Annotated in this window: 16 protein-coding genes and 1 riboswitch; of the genes, 7 read left to right on the forward strand and 9 right to left on the reverse strand. The window is 46.2% G+C overall.

Features of this window, described 5'->3' with window-relative positions; genetic code table 11:
- Nucleotides 1-14: 14 nt before the first annotated feature.
- On the reverse strand, nucleotides 15-1,289 hold the full coding sequence (gene odhB, locus NST34_RS01830) for a 2-oxoglutarate dehydrogenase complex dihydrolipoyllysine-residue succinyltransferase (protein ID WP_042184283.1): 1,275 nt from the start codon (nucleotides 1,287-1,289) through the stop codon (nucleotides 15-17).
- 52 nt (nucleotides 1,290-1,341) lie between these two features.
- The gene (locus tag NST34_RS01835; RefSeq protein WP_042184285.1) at nucleotides 1,342-4,209 is read right to left on the reverse strand and encodes a 2-oxoglutarate dehydrogenase E1 component; all 2,868 of its coding nucleotides are present in this window, start codon (nucleotides 4,207-4,209) and stop codon (nucleotides 1,342-1,344) included.
- 471 nt (nucleotides 4,210-4,680) lie between these two features.
- Nucleotides 4,681-4,765: riboswitch (cyclic di-GMP riboswitch) on the forward strand.
- Nucleotides 4,766-4,791: 26 nt separating this feature from the next.
- Between NST34_RS01835 and NST34_RS01840 the strand changes: the two genes are divergently transcribed.
- The gene (locus NST34_RS01840) at nucleotides 4,792-4,947 is read left to right on the forward strand and encodes an anti-repressor SinI family protein (protein WP_231573373.1); all 156 of its coding nucleotides are present in this window, start codon (nucleotides 4,792-4,794) and stop codon (nucleotides 4,945-4,947) included.
- Between the two features lie 201 nt (nucleotides 4,948-5,148).
- Here the strand turns inward: NST34_RS01840 and NST34_RS01845 are convergent, their stop codons facing one another.
- The 7 genes from NST34_RS01845 to NST34_RS01875 form a co-directional block, all read right to left on the reverse strand.
- Complete coding sequence (locus NST34_RS01845) at nucleotides 5,149-5,478, reverse strand: helix-turn-helix domain-containing protein (RefSeq protein WP_042131791.1); 330 nt, start codon at nucleotides 5,476-5,478, stop codon at nucleotides 5,149-5,151.
- 159 nt (nucleotides 5,479-5,637) lie between these two features.
- Nucleotides 5,638-6,258, reverse strand: a complete 621-nt coding sequence (locus NST34_RS01850) for a TasA family protein (RefSeq protein WP_076285138.1) — start codon at nucleotides 6,256-6,258, stop codon at nucleotides 5,638-5,640.
- 90 nt (nucleotides 6,259-6,348) lie between these two features.
- Entirely contained in the window at nucleotides 6,349-6,936 is a 588-nt protein-coding gene (gene sipW, locus NST34_RS01855) for a signal peptidase I SipW (protein ID WP_076285139.1), read from the reverse strand.
- A gap of 1 nt (nucleotide 6,937) precedes the next feature.
- The gene (locus NST34_RS01860) at nucleotides 6,938-8,122 is read right to left on the reverse strand and encodes a hypothetical protein (RefSeq protein ID WP_341127017.1); all 1,185 of its coding nucleotides are present in this window, start codon (nucleotides 8,120-8,122) and stop codon (nucleotides 6,938-6,940) included.
- A 379-nt stretch (nucleotides 8,123-8,501) separates the two neighbouring features.
- Complete coding sequence (locus NST34_RS01865) at nucleotides 8,502-9,479, reverse strand: aldo/keto reductase (protein ID WP_076285141.1); 978 nt, start codon at nucleotides 9,477-9,479, stop codon at nucleotides 8,502-8,504.
- A 118-nt stretch (nucleotides 9,480-9,597) separates the two neighbouring features.
- Nucleotides 9,598-10,161, reverse strand: a complete 564-nt coding sequence (locus NST34_RS01870) for a PadR family transcriptional regulator (protein ID WP_042184294.1) — start codon at nucleotides 10,159-10,161, stop codon at nucleotides 9,598-9,600.
- 5 nt (nucleotides 10,162-10,166) lie between these two features.
- The gene (locus NST34_RS01875; protein ID WP_042184296.1) at nucleotides 10,167-11,687 is read right to left on the reverse strand and encodes an MDR family MFS transporter; all 1,521 of its coding nucleotides are present in this window, start codon (nucleotides 11,685-11,687) and stop codon (nucleotides 10,167-10,169) included.
- A gap of 377 nt (nucleotides 11,688-12,064) precedes the next feature.
- On the opposite strand from NST34_RS01875, the gene NST34_RS01880 reads away from it, so the two are divergent.
- The 6 genes from NST34_RS01880 to NST34_RS01905 all read left to right on the forward strand — a co-directional run bounded on the left by NST34_RS01880 (nucleotide 12,065) and on the right by NST34_RS01905 (nucleotide 17,791).
- Nucleotides 12,065-12,337: a metal-sensitive transcriptional regulator gene (locus NST34_RS01880; protein ID WP_231573462.1), complete on the forward strand. Its 273-nt coding sequence runs from the start codon at nucleotides 12,065-12,067 to the stop codon at nucleotides 12,335-12,337.
- Between the two features lie 53 nt (nucleotides 12,338-12,390).
- Nucleotides 12,391-12,591 carry a copper chaperone CopZ gene (gene copZ / locus NST34_RS01885; RefSeq protein WP_042184300.1) on the forward strand — a complete coding sequence of 67 codons (201 nt, stop codon included), beginning with the start codon at nucleotides 12,391-12,393 and terminating at the stop codon, nucleotides 12,589-12,591.
- Nucleotides 12,592-12,704: 113 nt separating this feature from the next.
- Nucleotides 12,705-15,167 carry a heavy metal translocating P-type ATPase gene (locus NST34_RS01890; RefSeq protein WP_341127018.1) on the forward strand — a complete coding sequence of 821 codons (2,463 nt, stop codon included), beginning with the start codon at nucleotides 12,705-12,707 and terminating at the stop codon, nucleotides 15,165-15,167.
- 31 nt (nucleotides 15,168-15,198) lie between these two features.
- The gene (gene nfsA / locus NST34_RS01895; protein WP_076285143.1) at nucleotides 15,199-15,951 is read left to right on the forward strand and encodes an oxygen-insensitive NADPH nitroreductase; all 753 of its coding nucleotides are present in this window, start codon (nucleotides 15,199-15,201) and stop codon (nucleotides 15,949-15,951) included.
- A 194-nt stretch (nucleotides 15,952-16,145) separates the two neighbouring features.
- The gene (locus NST34_RS01900; protein ID WP_076285144.1) at nucleotides 16,146-17,054 is read left to right on the forward strand and encodes an ABC transporter ATP-binding protein; all 909 of its coding nucleotides are present in this window, start codon (nucleotides 16,146-16,148) and stop codon (nucleotides 17,052-17,054) included.
- Nucleotides 17,055-17,056: 2 nt separating this feature from the next.
- The gene (locus tag NST34_RS01905) at nucleotides 17,057-17,791 is read left to right on the forward strand and encodes an ABC transporter permease (RefSeq protein WP_076285145.1); all 735 of its coding nucleotides are present in this window, start codon (nucleotides 17,057-17,059) and stop codon (nucleotides 17,789-17,791) included.
- The last annotated feature ends 1 nt before the right edge of the window (nucleotide 17,792 follow it).

Here is a 17,792-nt window from a genome sequence, read left to right on the forward strand (position 1 = left end):
AAGATCGATCAGGGTTAGCCTTCCAGCAGCAGTGCTTCTGGATCTTCCAGTAATTCCTTCACTTTGACAAGGAAGCTAACCGCTTCAGAGCCGTCAACGATCCGGTGATCGTAGGAAAGGGCGATATACATCATTGGACGGTTAACGGTTCTTTCTTCATCCAGTGCAATTGGACGCAATTGAATCTTATGCATCCCTAGAATACCTACTTGAGGGGTATTCAGAATCGGGGTGGATAATAGGGAACCGAATACACCGCCGTTGGTGATAGTGAACGTACCGCCTTGAAGCTCGGAGAGACTAAGTGTATTAGCGCGTGCCTTGGAAGCGAGTTCGCCAATCTGACGTTCGATTTCCGGGAAACTAAGGCGATCTGCGTCACGGACAACCGGAACCACCAGACCTTCCTTAGCTGCAACGGCAATACCGATATCGTAGAATTTCTTAACGATCAGATCTTCACCGTCAATCTCTGCATTCAGCAGTGGGTAGGTCTTCAACGCACCGATCACGGCTTTGGTGAAGAAGGACATGAAGCCTAGTCCTACTTCATGCTTCTCTTTAAAAGCATCCTTGCGGCGCTTGCGGATGTCGAGGATCGCTGTCATGTCCACCTCGTTGAAGGTGGTCAGCATGGCTGCGGTCTGCTGCGCTTCTACCAAGCGGCTGGCAATCGTGAGCCGTCTGCGCGACATGCGCTTGCGCTCCACGTTCTTGCCATCCTCCGGCGCGGCTTTGCTCGCAGCCGGCTTCGCTGGCTCCGGCTTGGCTTGTGCCGCCGGAGCTACCGGTGCAGCGGCCTGTGGCGCTGCTGCACCATGACCCGACACATCGGCCTGACCAATCCGGCCGATAGGATCACGGGCGCTAACATCGCCGAGGTCGATGCCGCGCTCCCGTGCCAGCTTGCGTGCGCCCGGCGATGCCAGTGCAGCGGGGCTTTCGCCACCCGCTACAGCGACTTCGGGCGCTGCTACAGGTGCGGCTGCTGCGCTGCCGCTTGCCGGTGCCGCTTCAGGCGCTTTGCTCTCAGCGGCCTGCGGTGTACTGCCGCTAGCGGCTCCAATGATGCCGATGGCTTCGCCAACGGCTACGTTCTCGCCCGCTTGACGTAGGATGGAGGAGATGACACCCTCCACCTCCGCACTAATTTCCAAATTCACTTTATCCGTCTCTAACTCAGCAAGCACATCACCTTGACCTACCGTGTCGCCTTCTTTAACCAGCCATTTGTAGATGGTTCCTTCGGATATAGATTCTCCCAGATCGGGTACTAAGATTTCTGACACAGGCCGTTACCTCCCCAAACATAATGGTTTACGCTATTGTGATACCGTCCTCTTAAGAGGACGGTACAGCTGTTTGTACTTGTGAATTTGCTTTTAGGGCCTCTGAAACAATTCTACGCTGTTCAAAGCTATGAACATCTGCATAACCACTCGCAGGACTGGAACGTTCAGGACGTCCGATATATCTCACGCTAGTGTTTTGCGGTGCGATGGCCCGTAACCGAGGTTCGGTATAACTCCATCCGCCCATATTCTTCGGCTCTTCTTGCACCCAGACAATTTCCTGAAGGGATGTGAAGGAGCTTAAGTGAGCACTCAGTTCATGTTCTGGGAACGGATAGAGTTGCTCTAAGCGCAGTACATGTAGCCATGACCAATCTTTGTCTGAAGCAGCTTCTAGCTCTGTTTGGATGTCGATAGCTACTTTACCGCTGCAGACTACTAGACGTTTGACCTCACCTGGCTTCTGGCCTAGCAGAGGCTCAGCTAACACAGGCTGGAATTGTCCGGAAGCGAGCTCAGTTCCGGCAGATGTGCTGCGCGGATTACGAATGAGACTCTTCGGCGTCATAATCACCAGTGGTTTAGCGTCTTCCTGTCCACATAAAGCAGCTTGGCGCCGCAAGACATGGAAATATTGAGAAGCAGTGGTCAAGTTAGCAACGGTCCAGTTCTCTTCCGCGGATAACTGTAGGAAGCGTTCCAATCTACCACTGGAATGCTCGGGTCCCTGTCCCTCGTAGCCATGCGGTAACATGACGACGAGATTGCTGCGCTGCGTCCATTTCGCACGTCCAGCGGCAATGAACTGATCAAATATAACCTGACCTGCATTGGCGAAGTCGCCATATTGTGCTTCCCAGATGACGAAGGTTTCTGGTGCGAACACATTATAACCATACTCAAAGCCTAGCACAGAAGCTTCAGATAGCGGACTGTTATATACGCCAAAGGAAGCGCGAGAATTACTTAGCTGATGAAGCGGAGAGAATAATTCTCCTGTCTTGCTGTCGTGCAGCACCAGATGGCGGTGTGCGAAGGTGCCGCGCTGTGCATCCTGACCGCTAAGTCGAATTGGCGTTCCATCCTTCAGGATGGTTGCGAAGGCGAGGGACTCAGCGAGTGCCCAGTCGACCTTTTCACCCTCATTCAGTGCGTCCTTGCGACGCTGCAGAATTCGCTCCAGTTTCGGATAGACTTGGAATCCATCAGGTACGCTCAGTAGCTCACGATTAATCTCTTGCAGACTGGAGATCGGTACGGCTGTAGTGCCTGCCGCTGAGCGATCTGTATGAAGAGGAATGAAGGCTTTTGGTTCTTTTTTCTTGTGATTGCCTTCCTTCATACTATCGTACGCACGTTGCAATACGCCTTCTGTTTCAACGTGCATCTTTTGTACATCTTCAGCTGTAAGAATTTTTTCACGCTGTAGCCGCTCCGCGTACACCTTGTAAACGGTTGGATGATTGCGTACCTTACCGTACACGATAGGTTGTGTAGTTTCAGGATCATCCATTTCGTTATGTCCATGACGACGATAGCCGATGAGATCAATAACGAAATCTTTTTTGAATTGATTGCGATATGCACTAGCTAAACGAACTGCTGATATACAGGCCTCAGGATCATCAGCATTGACATGGATAATTGGAATTTCATATCCTTTGGCGATGTCACTCGCATAATGCGTTGAACGGGAGTCTTCGCTTTCTGTCGTAAAGCCGATCCGGTTATTAACAATGATATGGATCGTCCCGCCATTCTGATAACCTTGAAGTTTGCCAATATTAAGTGTTTCTGCAACAATCCCTTCACCTGGAAAAGCAGCATCGCCATGCATCAGTACCGCCATAGCTTTACTGGTATCAATCTTCGGCAATCCGGCTGTGCTCCGATCTTCTTGAGCAGCACGAGTGAAGCCTTCCACGACAGGATTGACGAATTCCAAGTGACTTGGGTTATTCGCTAGTGTTATTCTTGTGCGTACGGTTTCTCCTTCACGGACAGCGCGATCTGCACCCAGATGGTATTTCACATCACCCGTCCAGCCATAGTTAATGCCTGTAGAGCCTTCGGAAGGGAACAGCTCCTTGTTCGGAGAATGATGAAACTCTGAAAATATAATGTCATAAGGTTTGCCCAAAATATGTGCAAGAACGTTGAGGCGACCACGATGCGCCATGCCCATCAGAATATGCTCTGCGCCGTCATGCGCAGCAGCGCGTACGATTTCATCCAGCATCGGTACGAGAGCGTCATTGCCTTCCAAGCTGAAACGCTTCTGACCCACAAAGGTTTTGTGAAGGAAGGTTTCGAATTGCTCTACTTGGATCAGGCGGTTTAGCAGCTCTTTACGTTCTGCATTATTTAAAGGCGCTGGTGAGCTTGTGGATTCTGCCTGTCTGTTCAACCATTTCAGTTCTTGTTCTTCATGCACATGCCCGAATTCATAGGCGATTGTCTTGGTGTAAGCCTGACGCATACGCTGAACTGCATCCCATCCGGTATGCACATCATTCGGCGCATTCTCCCAAATGAGCGTGGCAGGTAGTGCGAGCAGATCCTCACGAGTCAGCTCATAGGTTTCGAGTTCAAGATATTTAGCCATGGGATTGTGATCGCGCTCAAGCGGATCAATATCAGCGGCCATATGGCCATATATACGAATATTAGCGATTAGCTTGGAAGCTCTTACTGCCTTTCTAAGCCATTCGGTGTCTCCCGAAATGCGAGGCTGTGGAGCCGGTTCGCTATCCGGTGTTAGGGGTGGGGGACCCGAATTTGTAAAAAGCTCGCGATAATTATTCTCTACGGTGGAAGGATCTTTCACAAACTGTTCATATCTTTCTTGAATGTAGCCTAAATTGGGTCCGTAATACTTACTCCAAATGGATTCGTTATAGGGCTCTTTGGCTGCCATGAATACATCCTCCTTAACGGATGAACTCCATACGTGACATTTTGTGTCAACGCTTACTGGAGCTGTGATGATTGCGGTTTCATTTCTCATCTTATTGTGCTACTTTCCACACGTGTAATCAATTCATTCTTTCGTCCAATACGTTCGCAAAATGGTATGGGTTAGCTTGTTCTAATGAAAAGAACGCTGTTTCTTCTCATTACCCATTCCTAAGGCCCACTAAAATGATTCTAATATCCTTATTTTTAACTAATAGGGAAGGAAGTATCATTATATTGGCTTAATTAATTTTATGAATGGGACGAGTATCGTGTTAATAGGACAAGATATCGCACAAAAGCGCTTCTATTTTTTGTTTTTTAATGGAAAAACTAATCAGAAATCGACACACTTTTCCACTTTAGTATAGTATAATGTTATTGCAGTTAGCGATTTTCATATATTTCAAAGTAGATCCTTTCGTGTAAAGGGTCCAGTAAAAGGTAAACCTGCCGAAAGGCAGGGGCACAAAGTCGCGGGTCTAAGGTAGAAATACTATGACAGCCGGATTGCCTGGGGACTAAAATCTTAGGAGGAGATTTTTTGGACAAGTCCAACCAGGGAAGCAACAGAGAACAGCAGGTCATTGATCTAGACGTAGAGTGGGTCCATTTATTATTAGCAGCTAAGAAGGCTGGCATAAAAGCAGATGAAATTCGTCGCTTCTTTCATGAGAAGACTGTGCAAGCCGTGCAGTAATACATTTAGTGCGTTATATTTTGAAAAAGGGCCCAGCGATAACTCGCTGGGCCCTTTTTCGGTATATAAGAAAGTATACAAGATAAATAGTCCTTATATTTTACTAGAATATAAAACGCCTTCGCAATCCATGTTAGGAGGCGAAGGCGCTTATGTTTAATAGTATGAGTAGAAGAGGATCTTATCAGGTCAGGTGGAATATTAATCCTTCTGATCAAGGCGCCATTTCTGGTAGTCCAGAAACTCCTTGAATTCGCGTTTGCTTATGCCTGAGGCCATAGCTTCCTGCACCAATCGGAACCATTCCGAATCTAAAGGTGACTCCTCAGCATCATTAGGTTCTCCATAGAGCAAAGCGTGGATGGATACCTGAAGCGCATCGGCGATCTTTTCGATAAACTGGATTGAAGGATTGGATTGGATGTTTCTCTCCACATTGCTAAGATACGACTTAGCAACATCCGCTCTGTCCGCAAGCTCAGATAGGGACAATCCCTTTTCTAGGCGGAGATGCTGGATACGTTGGCCCATATTTTGTGGCACTATGCTGACGCCCCTCCGTAATTTTTGTTATTAGTATAGCAAATATCAATAAATTCGACAAAGTTTATTGTAAAGAGAAGAGCAGCATCTACTTATCCGCTTTCCGGAATAAGAATCTGCTGCTCTTCGAATGGAAGACTTATTAGATTATTTAGCGGATCCAGCAGTTTGCTTACCTACGAAATCCCAAGTCAGAGTTAATGAATCTTTTTGGAAGTAGTTTTGCTCTTGGCCGTTATCAACAAATTCGAATTGAACGGTGAAGCTATCATTTGTGCCGGCCTTAATTCCAGATGCTTCGCTAGTACCCCAGATTGCATCAAGTCCAGTATTTTTTACGAGATCCGGTGTCTGAGTCTTCAAATCGGCCAGGGTAGTTTCCCAAACTACTTTCTCTTCACTACCAGGTAAGATGCCGCTTTTATCTTTATTCACCAGGAATTTAACTTTGATGGATTTTGCCAAATCGTTAGCGCCGTTGTTACCACCTACATCATTAATAGAGGTAGCTGTTTTGAGGAGGATCGAACCGATATCAAGTGTACCGTCATTTTTTAGTTTGAAGTCTCTTTTGATCGTATCGCCTGGCTTCAGATCCTTCAAATCAACGATAACAGAAGGATCAGAGTTCAAATCCAGTGTACCTGCTGCGAATGTAGCGGTGCTTTGTGCAGTGTCGCTAAAGTAAGCGAAAGTTCCTCCACCAATCAATGATAAACCCAGTGCTGCAGATGCTACGCCAAGACCCAATGTTTTTTTGATACCCATAATTAAAATTCCTCCTCGGTTTTTGTGGTTTTTTATAAAAGTTATATATTGTAACTTCCGGTTCGTAAGCGGAAGCGGACAATCAACGGATTACTGTATTTCAGTTGGAGGTGGAGAGGTGGGAAGTATAGCAGCATTTTTCTTTTCGAGTGCAGCTACAGCCTTCCATGATGAATACAGGGCATAGAGCAGGAGCATCAAGCCTGGTACGATCATGAGCACAACACTTCCAGCTTTGGAAACTGCGAAATTCATAGCGTAACCTACGTAAGGTACGGTGACCCCGGTATACTCAGCTACAACATTCGTGGAACTGGTAGGGTTCATATCGGGCGCATCATTGTTATCGCCTTTCGTGCGATACATGGCTTCACCAGTAGCGTTGTTCATTGTTGCTTCTACAACACGGTGAGTAATGAGCAGGTTTTCTTCATTTCTAAAGGTGATCACATCGCCTTTTTTGAAGCGATTCATATCTCCTCCGGGTTTTAAAGCGACAATCGATCCGGTTTGAATCCCTGGTTCCATCGAACCTGAGAGTACCGATTTGATCTGGTATCCGAAGAAGGCAGGTTCACCGCCGGAGGCCTTTGATAAAACTACGGCTACCACCAGCAGAATGAATATCACAAGCATGATGCTCGATAATGTATTGTTGATCATTTTTTTAATCCGCATATTATTCGCCACCTTTAACTTGTTGAGGGTCCGAAGGGGCTGGTGTTGCTACCGGTGGGGAAGTGGTTGTATCTTCCGCTTTTGGCGCCTCCTGAGGAACCGCTTGCTGTGGTACATCTTTTGGAATCGTTAGCTCTTCACCAATTTCCGGAACGACCGGGTTAGTGGCTGGGGCTTCAGGCTGTTCTTTATTTATTTTCTCTGGAGCAGCTTCACCTGTCGGTGGAGTCACTTCCGATTTTGCTTTCTCCTCAGCTTCAGCTTTCGCTTTGTCCTCAGCTTCTTGCTTTTCTTTTTTCTCCAGTGCCAAACGTTCTTCTTCTTTCTTCGTTTGTTCCAGCGCCTCTAGTCGGGCTTTCTCAAGTGCTTCCAATTGTTGTTCACGGGTTTGACTGATCAATTGGAGCTGACTCTGAAGATTGCTGATTCCTGAAGTAGCCGATTCTTTAAGACCATTCATTTCAGTATTGAGATTTTCATAAGTGGAGGTAAGTTCGCTAGAGATATTTCCGGCCGGCTGACTAAAAGGAATCAGGAAAGGTAACGGCTGCTGAAACGCCTCGTTGCGTAACTCGGGTTGTCCATATACATCACTGGTCACTACCGAAGCAAATGGAAGCCCGATGTCGTGTATGGAGTTTAGATATTGGATGACTCCCTTTAAGGAAGCATTCAGGGATTCAGAGATTACACCGCTTTGATTCAGGCTGCTTTGCAGCTCTCTGAAGAATTGTTCATCCTTGATTTCTAGACAGTTTGAATCTAGAGAGGTCATATATCCTCCAATCTGGAATAGGACGGCTGCTGCTGCGTTCAGCTCACCATTGATTTCGTTCCAAATTTGGCTGTTGGTGGCCAGTTGCTCATTCACGCCATCGATTTGAGATTGAAGCGCGGAGATTTGTGTGGAAATCTCTTGCACTGCGACATCAAGCTCATCCAGCGTCATGCCTTCTATTCCCGAAACGTCTGAGAGACTGCCTGAAGGGGTATAGCTTTGCAGCGATCCTTTTAAAGCAGTAGCTCTTTCGATATGATCTTTGAGTTCTGTTAGAAGCCCCTTGATCGAGTTTGGAAATACTTCGCAAAAGCTAATTGTGCTAGTGGTTTGCGTAGTAGCTCCAAAACCACCATAGGTACTACCCACTTGCTGCGAGGTAGTCAGAAACAAGACGGAGACAGCCATTCCTGATTGCAGAACACGTAATCCGATTTGTTTCTTTCGTTTAGGTCTTCTTTTTGCTGATCTGGGTCTCAGAGGAATACCTCCCCTCAATGTCTTGAGTTTCTTTGGTTCGTTATTATTGTTCTTTATTGAGAACAACTTCTGTAATGAATAATACATGGAATAAATTGAAAAGAAAACTGTCAATAAGTCTCGTTTGTGCTCTATAAAGAACAAAAATGTTAATTTATCTCTATTTATCTCGGTTTATCGCTTGATATCTATTTTTATTCTCAATTGAGAACGATACATAGGAGGGGAAAGTATTAAAAATAGCCTAATCATGCGAGAGGCACGATTAGGCTATTAAGAATTCTTGCGAGTTTAATTGTGGGCTCAGTTAGGGAAGACGAGTACCACGTGAACTAACATATAGGTCATACCATTCTTTACGAGTAAGCTCCAGCTTGTCCGCATCGGCGCAGGCAGCGATGCGCTGCGGATTCACAGTCCCAATCACAGGCTGAATAGCTGCCGGATGTGTCATTAGCCAGGATAGCACTATGGCTTCGGGTGTTGTTCCTTTTTCATCTGCAAGTTGTTTAACCATGGCAGCTGTCTGGACGATATTCTCTGGTTGATCCTCTAATGAACGTCCGCTAAATAAGCCTTGTGCGAGTGGGCCCCAAGCTTGAAGCTGAATGTTCTCCATTCGACAATGTTCAAGGGTTCCTTCGGGAAAGGTAATATCCTTCCAAGGTTCACGGTTTACACTGATTCCAGCATCGACCCAGCTGAGCTTGGCTAGGCTCATGTGTAACTGGTTTACGATAAAAGGTTCATCGCAATAGGCTTGCAGCATTTTGATCTGCGCTGTGCTCATATTGGAGACGCCGAAATGACGAACTTTACCTGTTGCCTTTAATTGATGCAAAGCAGAAGCTACTTCCTCTGGATCCATTAGGGGGTCAGGCCGATGGAGCAGCAGAATATCAATATATTCCGTTCCTAGTCGCGACAATATTCCATCTACACTGCTTAGAATATGCTGGCTTGAGAAGTCAAAGACATTAGAGCTGTCTCCAGGCTCCATTAGCTTAATACCGCACTTCGATTGAATAATGATTTCTTCGCGGAGTCCTGGGCGTTCTTTAAAGATTTGACCGAATACCTTCTCGGCTTTACCACGGGTATAAATATCTGCGTGATCAAACATATTGATACCAATAGATAGTGCTGCGTCGACGGCTGCATGTCCTTGCTTAACATTCTCGGCGGTAATCGGTTCATGATCCCAGCCCCCACCAAATCCCATACAACCTAGAGCAATACGGCTGGCTGGTATACCGCGCTTGTTTAAAGGCAGTGTTCTCAACAATGTGATTCCTCCTAGGGAAATATGATTGCGTACACGTACATATTGTACACGCTTAGATTCTAGTGTGGTATTTATTGTCTCTGCAAAAGCGAAAAAAAGAGTAGAGGTCCTAAGGACTCTACTCTGTATTAAGTGGTGTTCCAATGTCATTCAACTTGCGTGCTACAACATCATCATAGAGACGTTGTAGCCATTTTAGTTCAATAAGGGTGTGTTCATAGGTGCCGTACATGAGATGAAGGGCGGAACGAGGAACAATAGGAATATGTTCTTCATATACCTGATAAGCCAGATTCACCTGATGTTCGGTTTCCCGAATACGTTCTTCGAGCAGCTTCTCCACCTTGTTTTGATCAACATGACGGGACATGGCTAGAGCCATATACATCGGATGATAGAAGGGCTCGTTCTTTTTAATTTGCTGTAGAATTAACTGCTCGAATAAATTTTTACCTTGCTCAGTAATACCGTAAATGGTTTTGTCAGGGCGATCACTGCTGCTAATCACTTCTAAAGCTTCGATATAACCATCTTGTGCAAGTTTATCGACAGCATAGTAGAGGGACCCAAGCTGGAGCTTTGTAATCCGGTCCATGGAGCGCTCTTTCATGACTAGTGTAATTTCATAGGGATGCATGTTTCGTTCAAGCAATAGTCCGAGAATAGCCAATTTCATCGACATAATCGTTACCTTTTACCCTCGGACGCCTGAGCAGTTTTACTCGGAATGGTGAGACGGTCTTTTGGCATAAGCAGCACAAAGACTAAACCAAGGACGGCAGGAATCATGGCCCACATAAAGGTATGTGCGATTGAAGAGGACAGTGCACTAGATATTTTCTCTAAAATTTCAGGTGGAATCTTGGCTCTTGCTTCAGGTGTCAGGGCTGCCCGTGGATCGCCGAAGGCTGCTGACTGCTCACTTCCGCCAAAAGCTTCGCTAATGCTGCTAGTGAAGTTGTTACGCTGAATAATACCGAAGATCGTAATCCCCAGCGTCATCCCAAGCGAGCGCATAAAAGTACTTGTTGAAGTTGCCGAACCGCGTTGGCGCATATCGAAATTATGGATAGCTGCCATGCTTAGCACGGAGAAGGAGAAGCCCACGCCGAATCCAGTTAAGGCCATGAATACATTAAGCATGAGACGGGAGGTATCTGGTGATAAAGTGCTTAGACTGTAGACACCTGCTACAAAACAGACTGCGGATAGGATCATAATGTTGCGGAAACTGGTTTTGGTTGTAAGTAGCCCACCGGTCTGACTGCCCACGACCGTACCGATCATCATCGGCATGAGGATCAGTCCAGAGTTCGTAGCGGAGCCGCCAAATACGCCCTGTACAAAGATAGGAATGTAGATGGTGGCTACGATAAAGGCAGAGCCATAGAACAAGGCTGTCACACTACTTGTTGCAAACAACCGTTTACTGAACATCGCGAACGAGATAACAGGTTCAGCCGCCACTCTCTCAATGAGGATGAATGCCAGCAAGAGTACAGCGAAGCCGGCGAATAAGCCGAGAATGACACTGGAATCCCAAGCGTATTGATTGCCTCCCAGTTCTAGCGCAAACATTAGGCAGATAATGGCGCCGACGAGAGTGAAGGCTCCGCCCCAGTCGATGCGCTGTTTAGCGTGAGAGATCGATTCTTTGTAAGAAGTTGCGATCAGAAAAAGTGCAATAATTCCGAGCGGCAGGTTAATGTAGAATACCCATTGCCAGCCTACATAGTCGGTAATATATGCACCCAATAAGGGTCCGAGTACACTGGAGATTCCGAAGACCGCACCGAAAAGGCCGGTCAGCTTTCCTCTTTTTTCAGGAGGGAAAATGTCGAAAACGATGGTGAAGGCGATAGGCATTAGTGCACCGCCGCCGATTCCTTGAATTGCCCGGTAAATACTTAGTTGTGTAATACTGGTTGCAGTACCGCACAGTGCTGAACCAATCAGGAATACAATCAGTCCGAACATGAAGAAACGTTTACGTCCATACATATCCGAGAGCTTGCCGAAGATAGGGGTCCCAGCCATTACCATGACCATATAGGCCGAAGTGACCCATACGATTTTGTCCAGACCGCCAAGGTCGGAAACAATGGTTCCCATAGCTGAAGCTACAATGGTATTGTCCATCGCGGACATCAGAATACCGAGCAGCAGGCCGATAACTACGAGTTTAAGATTACTTTCTTTAGTATGCATGCTTCGCAGGCTCCTTTTTCTAATAGTGATAAATCCGTTCAAAAAATGTTCATAGGTTAGAAGCAAAATTTATTATATTCAAATTTGAATAGGGTAGCAATAGTTTTTTTCAAATATAAGAAGTATAAGTTTCACACAATACTATATGTCTTATATTTCTCTCTTAAACGCTTACCGTCCTTATAAGGACACCGAAGGCGTTTATGCTTGAAAAAATGGGATTTGGGGGATAGGAAATAAAGAATGCCTCTTGACATACCCTACGGGGGTATATTATATTATTGGCAAGGAGGCTGATTCTTATGTCTACTAGTAAGCAAGAACAAACTGAGAAATCCTGCGAAGCTGACTGTCATTCTTCAGCATCTGGAGAACGAATGAGTCATCATTCGACAGATTTCAAAAATGGTTTGAATACTCGCCTCAACCGGATTGAAGGCCAGATCCGCGGGATAAAGGGTATGATAGAGCGGGATACTTATTGTGACGATGTGCTCAATCAGCTCGCAGCGGTTCAAGCGGCACTAAACGGTGTTGGTAAGATGCTGCTGGAAGGGCATATGAAGAGTTGTATTATTGAACGAATCGAAGCCGGTGAACATGAGGTTATCGATGAGCTGCTAATTACGGTTAACAAATTAATGAAATAATAAGCTAATGCTCCTTGAGCATGGCTTCATAACTTTTACTGGAGGTAATAATAATGTCGAACGCTACATTAAACGTTGAAGGAATGTCTTGTGGTCACTGTGTCAACTCTGTAGAGAAGGCTGTAGGTAATCTTGGAGCTACTGCTAAAGTTGATCTTGCTGCTAAAAAAGTTTCCGTTGAGTATGATGAGAACAAGGTGAGCCTTGGAGCTATTAAAGAAGCTATTGAAGAGCAAGGGTATGATGTAGTTTAATTTGAAGCAAAGTAATAAGGCTTGGAGCTGTATGGGAATGCCATAAGCTCCAATGCCTTTTCTTTTTATAGAAATTATCATACTCTATAGGGGTATGAGGAGGCTTTGGAATCATGGATAAGTTAAAAACAACAGCTTCACCCAATGAACAGCAAGCAACCGTACAGATTACAGGCATGACCTGTTCTGCTTGTGCAGCTCGAATTGAGAAAGGTTTGTCCCGGATGGAGGGTGTTTCTCGCGCAAATGTAAATTTAGCCTTGGAACAAGCCACAGTTGGATTTGATCCTTCTGCATCAGGGTTACCACAAATTGAAGATAAAATCCGCGCTCTTGGTTATGATACCGTCAAAGAGACCGCGGATTTTGATATATCAGGCATGACCTGCGCTGCATGCTCGGCGCGGATCGAAAAAGTGTTGAGTCGTACGCCGGGGATCGCAGCAGTGAATGTGAATTTAGCGCTGGAAACGGCACATGTAGAATATACTCCCGGTAATATTAGTCCAAGAGAGATCATGGAGAAGGTAAGCAATATTGGATATAAAGCTACTCTTAAAGAAGACCGCAAGGATCATGTGGATCGTCGTGTACAGGAAATTCAGCATAAAAAGTGGAAGTGGATCATTTCTGCTATTCTTTCTTTCCCATTGTTATGGGCGATGGCAGGTCATTTCTCATTCACAAGCTGGATTCCAACACCGGAGTTATTTATGAATCCTTGGTTTCAGCTTGTTCTGGCGACCCCCGTACAGTTTATCATCGGTTGGCAGTTCTACGTAGGCGCGTATAAAGCACTTCGTAACGGAAGTGCTAATATGGATGTGTTGGTCGTACTGGGGACATCAGCAGCGTATTTCTACAGTCTTTATCTGACGATTGATTCATTAAGTATGAAGGGAATGAATCATACCGCCCCAATGTATTATGAGACGAGTGCTGTACTCATCACACTCATCCTCGTCGGTAAATGGTTCGAGGCGCTAGCCAAAGGACGTTCCTCTGACGCCATTAAGAGCTTAATGGGGCTTCAGGCAAAGACGGCTCTCGTGATCCGCGATGGCAAAGAAATGAATATTTCGACAGATGAAGTGATTCCCGGCGATATTGTATTGGTGAAGCCCGGAACAAAGGTGCCGGTGGATGGCGAGGTAGTAGAGGGTTCCTCTTCTGTGGACGAGTCTATGTTGACCGGAGAAAGTATTCCTGTAGAGAAAAAACCTGGAGATACCGTTATCGGTGCTACATTAAATAAGAATGGGATCTTAAGAATCAAAGCCAACAAAGTAGGAAGAGACACTGCACTCGCTCAAATCATTAGAGTAGTGGAGGAGGCCCAAGGCTCCAAAGCGCCGATCCAGAGGATCGCGGATGTCATCTCAGGTATTTTTGTACCGATTGTTGTAGGCATTGCGATGATCACTTTCTTGGTCTGGTACTTCTGGGCAGCACCTGGTCAATTTGCCGATGCCCTTGAAAAAGCTATTGCGGTGCTCGTAATCGCTTGTCCATGTGCGTTAGGTCTTGCAACGCCGACCTCCATTATGGCGGGATCGGGCCGCGCTGCGGAGCTTGGTATTCTGTTCAAGGGTGGTGAGCATTTAGAAGGCGCACAAGGGATTAAGATCGTTGTTTTGGATAAGACAGGTACGGTTACAAATGGTAAGCCCGTGCTGACTGATATCGTGACTACCACTGGAATTGCCGCTTATGGTAAAGAAAGTGCAGAGAATCGTCTATTAGCTTTAACTGCGGCAGCCGAGAAATTATCAGAACATCCGCTTGCGGAAGCTATCGTAGCAGGAGCCGCTGACAGAGGTTTGATCTTACCCACCGCTGAACAGTTTGATAATGTACCTGGACGGGGAATTATGGCTGTTGTCTCCGATCAACAAGTTAGGGTGGGTACACGGCGTATGATGGAAGATCATCAATTGGACATCACAGAGTGGACCCCAGTCATGAAGAGACTGGAAGAGGCAGGAAAGACAGCTATGCTTGTAGCGGTGGGCGATGAGATTGCCGGGATTGTCGCTGTGGCGGATACGATTAAGCCAACCTCAAAAGCAGCTGTAGCTGCGCTTCATGCGATGGGCATAGAGGTCATTATGATTACAGGTGACAATAAAATCACCGCAGAAGCTATTGCGAAGCAAGCAGGTATTCGAAAAGTGTTAGCAGAGGTTCTACCAGAAGGCAAAGCGGAGGAAGTTCGTAAGCTGCAGCGGAATGGGACAAAGGTAGCTATGGTTGGAGATGGCATCAATGATGCTCCTGCACTGGCTACTGCAGATACGGGCATGGCGATCGGTACAGGTACGGATGTAGCAATGGAGGCTGCAGATATTACACTGATGCGGGGAGATCTGAAGAGCATACCCGATGCCATTATGATGAGCCGTAAAACGATGAGTAATATTAAGCAGAATTTGTTCTGGGCACTTGCATACAATACAATAGGTATACCGATTGCTGCACTCGGATTTCTAGCTCCATGGCTAGCTGGAGCTGCGATGGCATTCAGTTCTGTGTCCGTCGTCTTGAATGCACTTCGTTTGCAGCGGGTAAAGCTGTAAGAGAAACCTAACTATGTAAGGAGTGGCCGCTGTGCAAGAAAACAACGAGACAATATCTCTATTAATGAACCATGCATCTGTCCGCAAGTATCAGGATAAGCCAGTAAGTGAAGAGCAGCTTGCAGCTATTATTGAAGCAGGCCAAATGGCTTCGACTTCCAGCAGTGTACAAGCCTATAGTGTTATTGCAGTGACTGACCCGGCTCTAAAAGCAGAGCTTGCCGGATTAGCGGGTAATCAGGCTTATATAGAACAATGCCCAGTATTCTTAGTTTGGTGCGCGGATCTATATCGGTTGCGTGAGGTCACAAAACCTCATTTGCAGGGAGAGACATCGTATGAGGATTCTGCGGAGAACCTTATTGTAGCTACCGTTGATGTTGCGCTTGCTGCTCAGAATGCTGCTGTAGCTGCGGAATCGCTTGGGCTCGGGATTGTTTATATCGGCGGAATCCGTAACCGGATCGCGGAAGTTTCTGAGCTGCTCGGACTGCCCGAATTGGTCTACCCGATATTTGGAATGTGTGTGGGCTATCCTGATGGAGCCTCAAGCCTGCGTCCGCGTCTGCCATTAGAGGCTGTTCTACATCGTAATCGCTACAATGCCGAAACGACAGTGGAGCAGGTCAAGACTTACGATAAAGTCTCTTCAGACTATATGCGTGAGCGGACTCATGGTGCCAAGGATACCCCTTGGTCTGTGATTATGGCAGAACGGTTGGCACAGCCAGCGCGAATGCATATGAAGGAATTCCTTCTCGGAAAAGGATTCTTTAAGAGGTAATCTAGTATTTTCGCTTAAAGAGGTTGCCCTATTCGTAGTTAAAACTACGGGTAGGGCAACCTCTTTTTCGTACCCTGAGGCATGAAGGTGACAGTTGTCATCTTAAAGAAATGACAGTCCATACTAATGTCAGGTCTCCTTTTTCCATATGATTGAAATAGATCAAACGCATTCGGAATCGGAGGGGTTACGAAATGGATAGTGTTATTGAGATGAATGGAGTTAGCAAATTATATAAGGATAAGAAAGCAGTAGATAATATCAGCTTCAACATTGCCAAGGGTTCGATTACAGCTATTCTTGGACCGAACGGAGCAGGCAAAACAACGGCATTGGGAATGTTATTGGGGCTATTAGAGCCCACTGAAGGTACAGTGAAAATATTTGGACAACATCCAAAAGATAAAATCGTACGTGAAAAGACCGGCGCGATGCTGCAAGAGGTAAGTGTGATGGATCGGCTGAAGGTTCGGGAGATCATTGCTCTGATCCGTAGCTATTATCCACAGCCGATGGATATGGAGTTTCTAATTAAAGCTACAGGGCTTGCGCCAGCGGATCTGAATAGATATGCCGAGAAGCTCTCGGGCGGTCAAAAGCGTAGTCTAGGCTTCGCGCTGGCCCTGGCTGGTGATCCAGAGCTGATCTTTTTCGATGAACCCACGGTTGGACTTGATATTACTTCCCGGCGGCGGTTCTGGGATACGGTTCGTGGACTTGCGGAGCAGGGCAAGACGATTGTGTTCACGACACATTACTTACAGGAAGCTGAAGATATTGCGGATCGTATTCTGTTGTTTAGCAAAGGCCATTTAGTTGCAGACGGAAGTCCAGATGAGATTAAATCGCGGATTGTGAAGCGTTCGCTGTCCTTTTTGCCAATAGGTGATCGATCTAAATTACGCAGGAGCCTGCTGGAACTAACCGCTATTGAGGGTTGTTATGAAAAAGAAGGTCGAATTCATGTGACGACAGACGATACGGATGAAGCGCTGCGAGCGATTTTTGTTACTGGACTTCCCGTGAAGGATGTTCGTATAGATCAGGGACGTTTGGATGACGCTTTTGAACAATTGACCATGAACCAAGAGGAGGCTATCTAAAGATGAGATTAATTACTGTACAGTGTAAAGCCGAGATGCTGAGGATCATCCGTAATCCTTATTACGTATTCTGGTCATTGCTCATGCCCATTATGTTCTACTTCATCTTCACCCGCGTGGTTAATACAGGTAACGATGATCCGACGTGGCGCGCTCACTACTTAATGTCGATGGCAACCTTTAGTGTAATGGGCTCTGCGATCATGACGCTTGGCATCCGTTTAGTGCAAGAACGAACACAAGGCTGGACTACCTTTATTCGGATTACCCCGCTACCGGGTTCTGTTTATTTCTTCGGAAAAATGTTCGGGCAAACGATGATGCATCTGTTTTCGGTCATTTGTATTTTTATCGCAGGATATTTAATCAACGGTGTCTCCTTATCTGCGGGTCAATGGGTGCTTAGTGGGCTATGGATTCTGATCGGTTCCCTTCCATTTTTGGCGATTGGTACGCTTGTGGGTGCTATGAAACGGGTGGATACGGCTAGTGGAGTCAGTAACGTGATTTATATGGCGCTTGCTGTAGCGGGGGGCATGTGGATGCCAATTGAGATTTTACCACGTTTAATGCAGAAGATTGGTCATTGGTTACCTTCTTATAACTATGGAAATGGGGCGTGGGAGATTGTACGTGGTTCAGCCCCGCATTGGAGTAATGTCTTGATTTTGCTCGGATATTTGGTAGTTTTTATGTTACTATCGGTTTATATTCGAAAAAAACAGGAAGCGGTGTAAA

Source organism: Paenibacillus sp. FSL H7-0714 (assembly GCF_038003765.1).
Lineage (GTDB): Bacteria > Bacillota > Bacilli > Paenibacillales > Paenibacillaceae > Paenibacillus_AQ.